The sequence below is a fragment of the Olleya sp. Hel_I_94 genome, assembly GCF_007827365.1.
GTDB lineage: Bacteria > Bacteroidota > Bacteroidia > Flavobacteriales > Flavobacteriaceae > Olleya.
On the sequence record NZ_VISI01000002.1, the window covers coordinates 2,612,665 to 2,628,229 of the forward strand.

Sequence of the window (15,565 nt, forward strand, 5' to 3'; positions counted from 1 at the left end):
TTAGTTTAAGGTGTCACCACGAAGCGCTCTAAATTTTTTACGAGCATCGACTGCGTATATGCTATCCGAATGATTGAATAATAATTGTTCGTATAATTTTTTAGCTTCTTCTGGTTGATTTAAGTGATTTACTAATAGTTCTGCTAAATTGTATAGTGCGTTATCTAATAAAATACTGTCTTTAAAGTCTGTTATAATACGTTGGTAATTTGACTTTGCGTTTTCAAATTCATTTTTAATTTCGAATAATGCTGCTTGTTTTAGTAAGGCTTGAGGTACAATAACTTCTGTTTTATGATCCGTTAAAACGCTATTTAGGATACTAATGGCTTGGTCATTTTTATTTTGAAACGCTAATAAATCTGCTTTAGCATATTTAGTTAAAGCTACTTGTAGTGAGTCTTCTGCTCTGTTATCGCTAATTAGTAATTTTAAATCTAATGCATCATTAGCGGTTAATTGAGAGGTTGAGGATTTTAATATTTTTAGCTGTGATTCTGCCCATTTAAAATCGCCTTTATAATAACTAGCTTTTGCAATCTTAAATCTTGCTTCTTGTGCTATGGTACTGTTTTTTAGGTTGCGTTCTATTTGGGTGTAGTATATTAAGGCTTCGTTAAATTTTTCTTTTAATATTAAAATGTCACCTAATTCTAATTTAACTGGAGCTAAATCATATTCTGAAATTTTAAATTTTAATGCGTTTTTTAATATTGAAATGGCTTGATCTTGCTGGTTAAAATTAAAGGCTAAAAAGTGCGCGTAGTTAATTTGTAAATTTAAGGTTTGTGGTGTTTTACCATAGGTTTCAAAAAGCGTTTCATAGTCTTTCTGGATGTTGGGATAGTCGTTAGCAGTGGCTATTTTAGTTTTAATTAATAGCACTTTTAAGTTGCCAACAAGTTTGGTGTCAATGTCCTGAGTATTTTGAATTATAAAATTAAATACAGCTATGGCATCTTCGTATTGTTTTTGGTTTTCTGCAATTAGACCCAATTCAACCAGACGATCTAAGCTTTGCATTTGTCTTTTGTAAATTGCTTTTTCTTGTGCAAAAGCTTTATTGTAATCTTTTTGCTGAATGAATAACCAACTAAGCATCTCATTCCAGATTAAATCTTGTGATTGTTGAATTTTTTTTAAAAGTATTTTTTTTAAAAATATATTATTTTGATTGGAGGCATCATCCGAAATAAACTCGCTAATACTTCTTTTAATGGTGTTTAAATAACTGTAGCTAGTTTCTACTAAATCTATATAGCTTTCAAACATTTTTTCTACTTCACCTTGTGCACCATAAATACGTGCTAATTGCATATTAAACTCTAACCTAGGATTAAGTTGCATAGCTTTTTTATATGTAGTTATGGCTTGGTTTAAAAGTGATAGATTTTCAAAAGTCCTACCAACGCGATAGGCATTATTTGTGTTTTCGTCTAAGGATTTAATTGCTTGATCATAATATTTATTAGCATTTATACTGTCGTTTTGTAGGTTGTAGTTGTAACCTAGTTCTACTAATAATTCTGGATATTTATTGGTATCAAGTACTTCCAGTAGTCTTGCTTCTGCATCTTTATATAGCTCTAATTGTTGCTCTACTTTTACTAATTGCAATAAGTAGTTGGTGTTATTTGTGTTTTTGTTGTATAATTTTTTATAGCTGGTTAAGGCTTTTTCAAACTCACCATTTGTAAAATATTCGCGTGCTACTAAGTCTTCCTGTGCATTTAATGTCACAGAAAATATCAAGAGTATTATTAAAATGTAGCGTTTAATTATCATTGTTGTAAATATAAAAATACGAAAGCTAGTAAATGTAATTAATGTGCAAAAAAAATGCCCGAACTAAGTTCAGGCATTTAGCCAATCTAATAAATGTGCTATTAATCATATATATATTCAATATAAGATTCAATTACTTGATTGGGGTTTATCTATGTAATTTTACTTTTTATTGTTTTACTAGTGCTATTGTCTCTTTGTCCTTGCTTTGGTCGTTAGTTTTGTTTAAAACTTTCACCATAACAGCTAAAAGAAGCATGAAAAGCAGCAATCTTGCAACGTTTTTCATAATTAGTAGGTTGTATAGGGTGTATCAAAGAAAACTTATTTTTTGTTAACTACAAAACAAATCGTACTAAAACCGACGAAACAACGTGTTTTTTAACGTTTAATCGATTAAATTAATTTTAAAAATAAGAAAAAACCCACAAAACTAATTAATATATTCAAAACCTGTATAAGGGACTAATACGTCTGGAATCTTAATTCCGTCTGCTGTTTGGTAGTTTTCTAATATTCCTGCTAAAACTCTAGGTAGTGCTAAAGAGCTTCCGTTTAATGTATGTGCTAACTCATTTTTACCTTCGCTATTTTTAAAACGAAGTTTTAAGCGGTTGGCTTGAAACGTTTCAAAATTAGAAACGCTAGATATTTCTAACCAACGGTCTTGTGCTGTAGAAAAGACTTCGAAGTCATAAGTTAATGCAGAAGTAAACCCTGTGTCACCACCACATAACCTTAGGATTCTGAATGGTAAATTAAGTTCGTTTAATATTGCTTTAACGTGGTCAACCATACCGTCTAATGCTTTGTAAGAATTATCAGGATGCTCTACACGTAAAATTTCAACCTTATCAAATTGATGTAAACGGTTTAATCCACGCACGTGTGCACCATAACTTCCTGCTTCAACTCTAAAACATGGTGTGTAAGTGGTTAGGCACTTTGGTAAATCTTTTTCGTCTAATAAATCGTTTCTGTAAATATTTGTTGCCGGAACTTCTCCTGTAGGAATTAAGTATAGGCTTGGACTAACATTGGTAGCATGATACATTTGTCCATCTTTATCTGGTAACTGTCCTGTTGCTAAAGCTGAAGCTTCGTTTACAAGATGTGGTACTTGTACTTCCTCATAGCCAGCTGCTGTATTTTTATCTAAAAAATAGGCAATTAATGCACGTTGCAACTTAGCGCCTTTACCTTTGTATACTGGAAAACCTGCTCCAGCTATTTTTGTACCTAATTCAAAATCTATGATGTCATATTTTTTTGCTAGTTCCCAATGTGGTAAAGCACCATCATGTAATTTAGGGATTTCACCTTCGGCATAAACTTCTTCGTTATCCTCTTCGCTATTACCTTTTGGTACAGAAGCGTGTGGAATGTTTGGAATTTTGTATAATAGTTGATTTAAAGCTTCGGCTGTAGTAGTGAGCTTGTCGTTTAACTCTTTAGATTCGTCTTTAAAATCTGCTGTTTTAGCTTTTAAAGCATTTGCTTTTTCGGCTTGACCGGATTTATATAAAATACCAATTTCTTTAGAGATAGCATTGGATTCTGCTAAAACTGCATCTAATTTAGTTTGTAAAGCACGACGCTCTTCATCTAAATTTATTACCTCTTCAATCAATGTAGAAGCATCTATGTTTCTAACTGCTAATCTATTGATAACTAAATCTTTGTTTTCTCTGATAAATGGTACTTGTAACATATGTTTTGTTTTGGGTGTTACTTCATGCTTTGGCACACTATAATTGTTGTGCTAGGTGACAATTTGTAACTTCAAATTATATGTTGTAAAAGTAGTAAGATTTTGGTTGCTTTAAAATAAATTATTTATCTAATTGCGAAGGTAATACCCAATCACTGTGCTTAAAGGGTTGCCACTTGACACTAGCTAAATCTGTTTTAGTATTAATTAACGTTTTATGAGGTCTTCCATTAACGCTTACTTTTGCACTTACGTACACAGCAATATCTTGACCTTTTGACTTATAGTCCTTTTTTAAATGCTGTGCAAATTGCCATATTACGTCAGGTCTTGTAGTGACCAAGCGTTGTTGTTTTTTGGTTAAATAATCCTTTAAATTTATTAAGGTTTCTTGATTGGTGTTTTTATCGACTACTTTATAGGTTGCGTATCCAGATTTTGATCTAAGCATCATTCGCCAAGATAATCTATGACCTTCTTCTGTCCATAAAACATTATCGTTTATAAAATGATGACGTAAAGGTAGAATGATTTGAATTATAAAATATATGGTTGTAGCTCCTATTAAGATTGGTTTGTAATTAGGGATAATAACTTGGTTGTCCCTATATAAGGGCTTGTTTTTAAGAAATATTTTTTTAACTAATTCTGGAGCAAAAAAGAATAAGCTAAATGCCAACGCTAAATAAGGGAAAATGCCTACTTGAAATACAACAGAATTAAATAAATGGAATATTATAGAGCTGTAAAAGGCTAGTTTTCTGGTTGGTTTATAAAGCAATAAAGGAATTATTAATCCATCATATAAAATACCTCCATAAGCTACAAAAAAAGGTAAGTATTGATTTTGTAATAGTTGTCCAATAATAGGATAGTTAATTTTGTTTTCTAACAGCTGTCTAGGGACGCTTAGGTCTAACCAATCAGGATACATTTTGGCAATGGATGCGTAAGTATATAATATTAATAATTGCACTACAAAAATCCATTTACACCAGCTAGGCATACTTATTTTTTTTATTTCAGGATTGAGTTTGGCGTCAATTGATGCGTATCTATTAGCAGGCAAAAACACCATAATTCCGCTTAGTAAGCATAATAAGTAATAGTGGTTGTTGTACGATGATTTTTGCATTAAATATGTAGTTGTCCACATAACAGTAAATGCAATCATGCTTAATCTGTATTTGTAACCAACCATGATTAGCAGTCCAAAACAACCCATTATCAAGTAATATACATACATTCCATTACCAGGTAGTGGCTGTAAAAAATCAAAACCAATAAAGTTGAACGTAAATTTTGGTTCTATTAACGTAGTTTTAATCCATCCAGTAAAAATGGCTCCTACGGATTCTAGAAAACACAACAGACCAAAAATAATTCTGAAAACTATTAAGGCGCTATTGTCAATATGTTTAAATAGAAATTTATTTATCATACGACTTTAAAAATTCTGATGCATTATGGTTGTCAATCTCTAATTGTTTTTTTAGTAAGTCTAGGCTTTCAAACTTTTGCTCTTCTCTTAGCCTGTGTAGTAGCTCAATTGATAAGGTTTTGTTATATAAAGATTTATTTAAGTTAAAAAAATGAATCTCGATACTTTGGGTAGTACCACTTACTGTTGGATTTGTGCCAATATTCATCATTCCAAATTCAAGTACGTTATCTATTATGGCTTGAACGACGTAAACGCCTTGTTTAGGAATAAGTTTATAAGTTTCTTCAATTTTAAGATTTGCAGTAGGATAGCTTATTGTTTTACCAATGCCTTTGCCTTTAATAATTGTTCCTGTCAGCATAAAATTATAGCCTAAGTACGTGTTAGCTGTTTTGATGTCTCCTTCATTTAATGCAGCTCTGATTTTTGTAGAACTTATGGCAACATCATCTATATCTTGCATAGAAATCTCTTCAACATCAAAATTAAATTGCTCTCCAAATAGTCTTAGGTCATTGATGTTAGCATTTCTGTTACGACCAAAATGATGATCATAACCTATAATTACGTGCTTTGCTTTTAATTGATCGACTAAAATGTCCTCCACAAATGACTCAGCGGTTAATCTAGAAAAGTCTTTGGTGAATTTTTTTACAACCAAATTGGTAATTCCAAAACGTTTTAATAATAACTCTTTTTCACTTATTGTATTAATTAGCTTAATGTTAGCGTCTTTTTGAAGTACCATCCTTGGATGCGGGAAAAATGTTAATAAAGAAGGTTGAAGTCCTTTATTATTTGCAACCTCAACTAACTGTTTGATTATTTTTTGATGTCCAATATGAACGCCATCAAATGTACCAATAGTTAATACAGTGTTTTGTGTTTGATTTGTTTTCAACTTTCTAATATTATACTACAAAAGTAAAAAAGCCAATTGGATTAAATCCAATTGGCTTTTAAGATTATTGTATTTATCTTTTTATTTCTTGATAAAAGGGAATGTTACAGCATTTCCAGCTTTAGATATTTTAATAAAATACATTCCATTACTAAATGGAGTAGTATCTATAGTAAGATCTTGAGCGTTGTTAATGTTGTTTTCAGTGATTAACTGACCAAGCATGTTGTATACTTTGTAAGCATTTGGTAAATCATTGTTATTAGCTGCTTTTATAGTTAATACACCAACAGATGGGTTAGGGTATATAGATAATGTACTAGCTAATTCAAAATTATTAACCGATAAGAATGCTAATTGTGATCCAAAGTAATAAGTATCTGCGATACCTGTAGTAAATGATGCAGATAATATTAAGTCAGTACCAAACGCACTAATTGTAACAGGTACAACTTCGTTAGTACCTTCTTTTTTAACTTGTAATGCACTTCTGTTATTTCCAGTAGCAGTTTCCCAAGCAGCTATTTCAGCTTCAGTAAAGTAGAAGTTAATTGAAGATGCGTTACTCGTACTAGCATTTGTGGTTGTGATATCAAAAGTTTTAGCAGTTACAAAACCAGCAGCATCAGTTGCGCCAGCATACGATACAGCTCCAGCTCCAGCAGTTGTTGCATCTCTAGATACAGCTACTGTTGTACAGCCATGAGCAAATCCTCCTGTGTTATCAATATCTAGCATGATATTTCCAGTTGAAACATCTGTCGAGTAAGCTTGACCAGCAGCAGTTAAGTTGATCTGGTCAGGTGTAGTAGTGTTAACATCTGTTTGTACTAATGTGTTAACGTTTGATGTCACAGCAACATTATCTATAGCTAAAAAGTCTTGATCTGTACAATCCCAATGTCTAAAAGCAATATAAACATTTGATTGACCAGCAAATGCCGAAATATCAAACGTATGAGATATAATTGCTCCTGTATTTCCAACATCACCTAGTATTTCTGTCATTGAGGTCGCAGAATTTACTAAGGTTGCAATATTGTTTGTGTTACCTACATGGATGCTATATTTTTCTTCATCCCAACTTGCTGCAGCCACTTGAGTAGTCCAGCTCATTGTAACTGTTCCAGAAGCAGCAGATAAATCTATTGCTGGAGTTACAGCCCAATTATCAGGAGTTAATGGTACTTGAATCCATGAACGTGACATTAAACTAGGACTTAAAACAACGCCTACTGTAAATTGATCTCCAAATGAATTACCATCTCCATCGGCATCTGTTGTTGTCCAATCAGAAATATCTTCATCTTCAAAGTCATCACTAAAATATGTAACATTTGCAGTGTTTGAAACTACAGCGTCATCATTTAATATGGTAACATTGTAAGGTACTGTTGATACCGTAGCATCACCTGTAGTTGTTAAATTTAAGGTTAATTCAATAGTTTCATCAGCTTCAACAAAGCTATCATTAAATACTCTTAAAGTAACAGCATTACTAGGTGTAGTTGATCCAGCAGGAAATGTTACAGAGTTATTCATTAACATAAAATCTTCATTTTCTGTAGCTGTTCCACTGTTTGATAATGTTACAGTTGAAGCAGCAGTACCACCTAAAGAGATTGTAAAATCAATTGTATAATCTTGGAAATTACAATCACTACCTTCAGCTATTTGTCCAGGAGAAGGTGTTCCAGAAGACGTGTTGATAAATGGAATTGTTGAAGAGTTACATGCATTAGAGCTAGCTAATTCCATTCTACGAGGCGAATTAGCCATTACAATTAACATTCTGTCTTTTTGATTTTGAGTAAAGTTATTCATACAGATATCGTTTGAATAATCCATATAATTGGTAGTTAAATCAGCAACACCATCACAAGTTGTCGTTGCTGGACAGTTACCACCACTAGATGTTTGTTGCGTTGGTGTATCTGCACAAAAATCATCTCCACAGTTAGCATCACCCCAAATATGTCTTAAACCTAGGTAGTGACCTACTTCATGAGTCATTGTTCTACCTCTATCATAAGGTGCGTTTAATAAAAAGCTACCATCATTGCTACCAATATCTCCAAAAGTACTATATGCAGCTACAACACCATCCGAGTTAGCACCACCATTATTTGCGTTTAAACCTTGTAATCCTGAAGCATTAGGAAATTGTGCATAACCTAAAAGCGTCTGATCAGTAAATTGAACAGACCACATGTTCATGTATTGTGTAGGATCCCAAATTGTAGCAGGTTTAAGTACTGTATCTGTACTACCTCCTGGTCCAGACCATGTTGTACCTAAAGCAGTAGAGTCAAAACGATTAATACCATTAGTTGGATTACCATTTTCATCTTGTTGAGCAAGACAAAATTCTATCTCAACATCAACTCCAGTTCCATCACCAGGTGTACCTGTTAATTTTCTAAAATCTTCATTCATTGCATCAATTTGAGAAATTACTTGTGCGTCAGTAATATTTGGTGCTACACCAATTGCTTGTCCTGAGTGAACAACGTGTACTACTACAGGAATTGAAATAACAACCATACTTCTGCTATCTGGATTTGCAAGGCGTTGTTGTTTAGCTTCTTCAATTTTGGTAGCCATCCAATCTTCAAATTGACCATCTGTAGCTCTTTCAGGAAATTGTTGAGCTAAGTAAGCTTCATATTCTGTGCTTGAACATTTTACATAACCCGTGTCCTCTAGACTACGTGCATTTTCAGGGGTTACGTTTTTTGGACCGTTATTTCTCTTTTCCTCTTGAGCTGTTAAGCTTAAAGTGAATAGTATAGAAAAAAGATAAAGTGTAATTTTTTTCATCAAAGGGTTTTTTAGTTTAATCCGATAAATTTATGGAAAAATTGCTAATTAGGGTGTTAAATTTTAAAAGGAATATTATTTTTTTACACATTTTATTAAGAATTCTCATTATTTTAGTCTAATAATTCAACTAAAACCAGCTGTCATGAAAACAAGATTACTCAATTTATTTAAAATACTTATGATGCTTTCATTTGTATTTTCCTATGGTCAACAGGACTATTGGATTAAATCTACCGAAGCTAAAACTTCTAATTTAGAAAAAGTTAGACGTGCTTCTTTTCCAGATGATTATCAAGTATTTTCCTTAAACGTTGCTAAATTTAGATTAGCAATTAAAGACGCTCCTTTAAGAGGTGAAAATATAGGTAAGTCTAATGTTATAGCTTACTTTCCTGACGCTACAGGTAAGTTAGAACGCTTTAGTGTTTCTGAATCTCCAATTATGGAGTCAGAATTAGCAGCAAAAAACCCGATGATTAAAACGTATAAAGCTGTAGGTATTGATGATCCAACAGCTACAATGCGGTTTAGTTTAACTCAATTTGGATTACATACAATGTCATTGTCAGGAAAAAGAGGGTCATTATTTATCGATCCTTACACTATTACTAATGACTTTTATATTGTGTATCAAAGAAGTGCTTTAGGTCAAGATTTACAAGGTTTTGAGTGTTTGACAGATGAAAACATAGAGCTTAGGTCGCTTACTAATGAAACAGCAAGAGCTTTAGCTGATACCGACGATATGCAACTTAGAACCTATCGATTAGCTCAAACCTGTAATGGTGAGTATGGAGCATTATTTGCTGGAACAGGAACAGATGCGCAGAAGAAGCAAAATATTCAGGCTCAAATGGCAATTACTATTAATAGAGTAAATGAAGTTTATGAAAGAGATTTGGCTATAACACTGGTGTTTATTAATCAAAATGACCAATTGATTTATTATAACGCAGCGACAGATCCTTGGACAGGAGAGTTTAATACAAAAACACAACAAGTGATTTCTACAACATTAAATGATGAAAGTTTGTATGATATAGGACATAATTTTAATACCTCCGGAGGAGGTAGTGCAGGTTGTTTAGGTTGCGTGTGTCTTGATGGTGCACCACCTTATACTGGAAATCAAAAGGGTAGAGGTTATACTGGACGACCAAATCCTACAGGAGACGCATTTGATATTGATTATGTTGCGCATGAAATGGGCCATCAATTTGATGGATGGCATAGTATGAATACTTGCAGTCGTTCAGGAAATGGTATGACAGAAGTAGAGCCAGCTTCTGGTAGTTCTATTATGGGTTATGCTGGTATTTGTGCTACTAACGTACAATCTAATAGTGATGCTCATTTTAACTATGTAAATATTAGAGATATATCTGCTAATATCCAACCAGGAGGAACTAGTGATTGTGGTGTGACTATGGCACTAACTAATCAACCTCCAGTTGCAGATGCAGGTTCTGATTATTCAATTCCACCAAGTACAGCTTTTGTTTTAAGAGGGTCCGCAACAGATCCTGATGGATTAGCAAGTTTAACGTATAATTGGAGTCCTAATGATCCGTCTCAGGCACCAACAAACGGAGCGCCACAACCAAATTGGACTACAGGTCCAATGTATAGATCTATATTGCCAACAGATTCTCCAGATAGATATATGCCAAGTTATAGTGATGTGGTAGCTGGTAATTTAACACCAACTTGGGAAGTGACTCCTGCTGTTGCAAGAACCATGAATTTTTCCTTTATAGTAAGGGATAATGCTAGTGGTTTTGCTAATGGTATTGGACAAACTGATGCAGATTTAATGGTGGTTGACGTTGTAGGTTCGCAGCCATTTACTGTTGTTACTCCACCAGCTTGGGGTTCAGGAAGTGATCAAACTTTAATATGGAATGTTGGAGATACTGATGGAACAGTTATTAATTGCCAATCGGTAAATATTAAATTTTCGACAGATGGAGGTTTAACTTACCCAATAACTTTAGCATCTGGTACTGCTAATGATGGGACAGAAGTTGTGACTATACCTGCAATTGCAGATACGGATAATGCTAGAGTAATGGTTGAGGCTGCGGATAATATATTTTATGCTATGTCTAGCGTGTTTTCAATAAGTAATACGCCTTCTTTTGTGCTTAATAATGCTACAGGAGCTCAAGTTGCTTGTAGTATAGATGCGGTGGATTATAATGTAGATATGATTACTGTTAATGGTTTTTCAGAGACAACTAACTTCACGTATTCAATCAATCCAGCATTACCAAGTGCAAATGTGATATTTACACCTTCAAGTTTAAATACTGATGGAACAACTTTAGTAAGCGTATCTGGTTTACTAAGCGCTGCAGCTGATGACTATACAATTACTATTACAGGTACGTCTGCTACACAAACTAAAGCAGTGGATTTACCTTTAACTATTATTGATGGTATCTGTGCATCTGTTGCTAATACAAGTTATCAAACTAGTACGACTTTAGTTCAATTTGCAGATATAAACAATACTTCTGGTAAACCTTCTGGTTATAGTGATTATACAGGCTCTACTATTGCAACTCAAACAACGGATGTTAATAGAGGCTCTACTTATCCATTAGTAACACACCAAAATACAGATGGTAACTATACTTGTGTAACTAATGTTTGGATAGATTGGAATCAAAATTGTTTATTTGAAGCAAATGAAACTTATGACTTGGGCTCTGCTATTAATGTAACAAATGGACCTTCAGGAAATTCTGGACTAATGGTTACCGTTCCTTCTGATGCACTTATTGGAGCGACAACCATGCGTGTAACTACAAAGTATGCATCTGCTTCAAACTCTTGCGAAAATGGTCATGATGCTGAGGTGGAAGATTATCGTATTAATGTAATGGCACCTTTATCTGTTACAGAATTTACTGATTTTAGTAGTTTTAATGTGTATCCTAATCCTAATAATGGAGAGTTTGTTATCCAAATGAATAATAATAATTTGTCTAGTGATGTTAATGTTGTTGTTTATGATGTTAGAGGACGACGTGTTTTTAACGAGTCTTTTCAAAATTCTACTGAATTTAATCAAACTATAAAATTAAATAATGTAGAATCCGGACTGTATTTATTAAGTATTACAGACGGAAAGTCTACTGCAACTAAAAAGTTAATTGTAAAGTAATTTACTACTCAATATTTATAAATAAAAAAAGGAAGCTACTTAGCTTCCTTTTTTTATTTTCCATTAAAATTATTCATTGTATTATTGATTCCAGCAGTACCAAAAGATTTTACTATTTCTGCACTTTTTTCATAGCGTTCCGGAAGTTTTTTGTTTTCATCATCTTCCCATTCGCCTAATACATAATCAACCTGTCTTCCTTTGCTAAAAGCATCGCTTATACCAAATCTAAAACGATTATATTTTGAGGTGTTTAATTTTTCTTGAATGTCTTTTAGTCCATTATGTCCTCCATCACTACCTTTAGTTTTAATCCTGAGACTTCCAAACGGTAGGTTTAAGTCATCTGTAATAACAAGTAAATTATCTAAAGGAATTTTTTCTTTAGTTAACCAATATAATACAGACTTACCACTTAAATTCATATAGGTACTTGGTTTTAGTAAAATAAATGTTCGGCCTTTATATCTAAAGGTTGCAACATCTCCTAATTTTTGAGTTTCAAATGTAATGTCCTCCTTTGTAGCTAAAAAGTCTAATATTTTAAAGCCTATATTATGGCGTGTATTCTCATACTTTTCACCAATATTACCTAAGCCTACGATTAAAAATTTTTTCATGGGATCTAATTCTTCAATAAAATTTGAGGATTTATTGTTTGTAAACAGTTTAAAAATCCATTTAAGCATAATGTCTGTTTTTGTAAAAATAAAAAAAGCATCCTAAATTAAAAGGATGCTTTTTGGTATTTAATTTTAAAAGAAACTTAATCTTTTACTGCAGCTACATCATCTGTTTCAGTTGCTGGTACATCATCTGCATCTTCATCTTCATCTTCATCGTCTACAGTTACTGCAGCTCTAGAACGTCTTACTAGACACACAACAGTATTGTCTGGGTGCATAAAAGTGTAAGCTTCGTTTTCTAACTTAGTAATGTATAATTTGTTACCGATTTTAAGATCTTCGATATTTGCATCGATAAAATCAGGTAAGTTTCCTGGTAAAGCCTTAACACGTAAACTACGTTTGTTTTTACGTAAAACACCACCATTTCTTACACCTCTTGGGTTACCAATAAAGTTAAGTGGAATATCCATTGTAATTTCTTTGTCTTCAAATACTTGGTAGAAATCTACGTGTAAAATATTATCTGTTACAGGGTGAAATTGAATGTCTTGTAAAATAGCATTAAAAACTGTTCCACCTTCTAATTCGATTACAACTGTGTGCGCATTTGGTGTGTATACCAATTTAGAGAATGCTAACTCAGCTGCTGAAAAATGAACTGGTTTGTCTCCTCCGTATAGTACGCAAGGAACCTGACCAGCATTACGTAAGGCTTTTGTTGCTTTCTTGCCCACGCTTTCTCTTTGAGATCCGTTGATTGTAATTGACTTCATTTTATTATTTATGTTTAATTATTAAATACGTTGTTGATGTAGTTATACGTTACTACATTAAAAATTTTGAGCTAATTGATTTATTGTAATGTACATTTTGCATGACTTCGGCAAATAAATCAGCACAGCTTAAAACTTTTATTTTTTTACTTTCTTGCTTTAATGGGATAGAGTCTGTAACGATTAATTCTTCTAATTTAGAGTTCTCTATTCTTTCGTAAGCATTACCTGACAATATTGGATGTGTACAAATAGCTCTTACACTTAATGCGCCACGTTCCATCATTAAATCTGCTGCTTTTGTAAGTGTACCAGCAGTATCTACCATGTCATCTACCAATACTACATTTTTACCAGTAACATCTCCAATTAATTCCATGTGTGAAATTACATTGGCTTTAGCACGTTGCTTGTAGCAAATAACCACATCACTTTGTAATGCTTTTGAATAAGCATAAGCACGTTTTGATCCTCCCATATCTGGAGAAGCTATAGTTAAATTGTCTAGCTTTAAATCTTTTAAATAAGGTAAAAAGATGGTTGAAGCAAACAAATGATCTACAGGTTTTTCAAAAAATCCTTGTATTTGGTCAGCGTGCAAATCCATAGTAATAATTCTAGTAGCTCCTGCTGCTTCCAACATTTTTGCTACTAATTTAGCAGCAATAGGTACTCTAGGTTTATCTTTACGGTCTTGTCTTGCCCAACCAAAGTAAGGCAATACAGCTGTAATGTGTCTTGCAGACGCACGTTTTGCTGCATCAATCATTAATAACATTTCCATTAAGTTTTCTGAGCTTGGATTTGTTGATCCAATGATGAAAATACGAGTTCCTCTGATAGATTCCTCGTATGATGGTTGAAACTCGCCATCACTATAAGTTGATGTTATTACTTTGCCTAAATCTGATCCGTAAGCATGAGCGATTTTCTCTGCTAACGCTTTACTTTGCGTAATGGAAAATATTTTAGCTTCTGGCTTTGTGTTTGGCATTGTTAATCTGTTGTTTGGTAGGTTTTTAGGCTACATGATTTTTAATGAGGTGCAAATTTAGTATAATTTTTGAGCTTTAAAAGATATTAGACGCTATTTTTAAGGGATATTTCTAAAATATATTTATTTTTGTCATCTCAAATTGCTCAAGTGGCGGAATTGGTAGACGCGTCGGATTCAAAATCCGATTCTTCGGAGTGTGGGTTCGATTCCCACCTTGAGTACGTTTAAGGCCTTTATAATACTAAAAAATAGTTTTATAAAGGCTTTTTTATTGGTTGTAATTAGCTAGTTGTTAGCCTGTTGTTTTGTTTAGTCTTATTTTGAAGAGTCTCTAAATACAATATCAGTTTCTATAGTTTCAATGGTTGTATTTGTTATTTTCTTTTCTAGTTTATTGATTAAAAGTGTGGCTGCTCTTTCGCCAATAATCTCTCCATGTTGACTTATTGTACTTAATCTAGGATTGGAGTGTCTTGCTAAAATTCCGTTAGAAAACGCTAAAACAGATAATTCTGTAGGTATTTTAATGCCTTTTTCATGGGCTATTTTCATTGCAGCAATTGCTACTGACTCGTCAGAAGCAATAAGTGCATCAAAAGTATGTTCAAATAATGGTTTTACGACAGCTTCATGTTTTTTGTAATATATTTCATGAGTTGTTATTATAATGTCGTCGTCTTTTTCTAAATTATTATTTTTTAAACCAGCTAAATAGCCTTCGTGTCTTAGTTTTCCTATGCTTAAGTCCATATTTGCGCCAGCAAAAGCTATTTTTTTGCAGCCTTTATTTTTTAAGTAATTTACAGCGTTTACAGATGCCATAAAGTCGTTAGTGATTACTTTGTCACAATCTATGTCTTCAACAACGCGATCAAACATGACTAAAGGAATTTCTTTAGCAATACAAGATTTAAAATGATCAAAAGATGCTTCGGTTTCTGTTTCTTCAGCTACAGATAAAATAAAACCATCTACAACACCTGTGGATAACATTTCTATCGTTTCAATTTCTTTGTTAAGCGAGTCATTGGATATACAAGTAATTATTTTGTAACCTTTTTTTGTAGCTGTTTTTTCTATTCCTTTTAATACTTGTGCAAAGTAATAGTTAAGCATGTTTGGAATGATAATCCCAATGGTTTTAGTGCGTTGATTTTTTAAGCTTAAGGCATTAAAGTTTGGTGTGTAATTTTTTTCTTTAGCGTAAGATTTTATGTCTTCTGAAGTAGATTTACTAATCTCTGGGCTATCATTTAAAGCTTTTGAAACTGTCGAAATTGAAACACTAAAATGATTAGCTATATCTTTTAAAGTAATTTTTTTCATAGTAATT

Annotated in this window: 10 protein-coding genes and 1 tRNA gene; 2 read left to right on the forward strand and 9 right to left on the reverse strand. The window is 32.9% G+C overall.

All coding sequences use genetic code 11. From position 1 onward, the window contains the following. The 5 genes from JM82_RS14865 to JM82_RS14885 form a co-directional block, all read right to left on the reverse strand. Positions 1–1,785, reverse strand: a complete 1,785-nt coding sequence (locus JM82_RS14865; RefSeq protein ID WP_145005804.1) for a tetratricopeptide repeat protein — start codon at positions 1,783–1,785, stop codon at positions 1–3. Between the two features lie 433 nt (positions 1,786–2,218). Next, positions 2,219–3,496 carry a serine--tRNA ligase gene (gene serS / locus JM82_RS14870; protein WP_145005807.1) on the reverse strand — a complete coding sequence of 426 codons (1,278 nt, stop codon included), beginning with the start codon at positions 3,494–3,496 and terminating at the stop codon, positions 2,219–2,221. Between the two features lie 121 nt (positions 3,497–3,617). Continuing rightward, positions 3,618–4,937 carry an HTTM domain-containing protein gene (locus tag JM82_RS14875; protein ID WP_145005810.1) on the reverse strand — a complete coding sequence of 440 codons (1,320 nt, stop codon included), beginning with the start codon at positions 4,935–4,937 and terminating at the stop codon, positions 3,618–3,620. After that, positions 4,927–5,841: a bifunctional riboflavin kinase/FAD synthetase gene (locus JM82_RS14880; RefSeq protein WP_145005813.1), complete on the reverse strand. Its 915-nt coding sequence runs from the start codon at positions 5,839–5,841 to the stop codon at positions 4,927–4,929. Before JM82_RS14880 ends, JM82_RS14875 begins: the two co-directional genes overlap by 11 nt. 81 nt (positions 5,842–5,922) lie before the next feature. After that, positions 5,923–8,661 (reverse strand): M43 family zinc metalloprotease, encoded by a 2,739-nt coding sequence (locus JM82_RS14885; protein ID WP_145005816.1) that lies wholly within the window; start codon positions 8,659–8,661, stop codon positions 5,923–5,925. A 145-nt stretch (positions 8,662–8,806) separates the two neighbouring features. Here JM82_RS14885 and JM82_RS14890 point away from each other — a divergent pair, with 145 nt between their 5' ends. Beyond that, complete coding sequence (locus JM82_RS14890) at positions 8,807–11,833, forward strand: zinc-dependent metalloprotease (protein ID WP_145005819.1); 3,027 nt, start codon at positions 8,807–8,809, stop codon at positions 11,831–11,833. Between the two features lie 53 nt (positions 11,834–11,886). Here JM82_RS14890 and pth read toward each other — a convergent pair whose 3' ends face one another. The 3 genes from pth to JM82_RS14905 form a co-directional block, all read right to left on the reverse strand. Continuing rightward, positions 11,887–12,522, reverse strand: a complete 636-nt coding sequence (gene pth, locus JM82_RS14895) for an aminoacyl-tRNA hydrolase (protein ID WP_145005822.1) — start codon at positions 12,520–12,522, stop codon at positions 11,887–11,889. Between the two features lie 77 nt (positions 12,523–12,599). Continuing rightward, positions 12,600–13,235, reverse strand: a complete 636-nt coding sequence (locus JM82_RS14900; protein ID WP_145005825.1) for a 50S ribosomal protein L25/general stress protein Ctc — start codon at positions 13,233–13,235, stop codon at positions 12,600–12,602. 52 nt (positions 13,236–13,287) lie between these two features. Then, positions 13,288–14,229: a ribose-phosphate pyrophosphokinase gene (locus tag JM82_RS14905; RefSeq protein ID WP_145005828.1), complete on the reverse strand. Its 942-nt coding sequence runs from the start codon at positions 14,227–14,229 to the stop codon at positions 13,288–13,290. Between the two features lie 144 nt (positions 14,230–14,373). Between JM82_RS14905 and JM82_RS14910 the strand changes: the two genes are divergently transcribed. Next, positions 14,374–14,453, forward strand: a tRNA-Leu gene (locus tag JM82_RS14910). A 94-nt stretch (positions 14,454–14,547) separates the two neighbouring features. Here JM82_RS14910 and JM82_RS14915 read toward each other — a convergent pair. Beyond that, entirely contained in the window at positions 14,548–15,558 is a 1,011-nt protein-coding gene (locus JM82_RS14915) for a LacI family DNA-binding transcriptional regulator (protein WP_145005831.1), read from the reverse strand. Between the last annotated feature and the right edge of the window lie 7 nt (positions 15,559–15,565).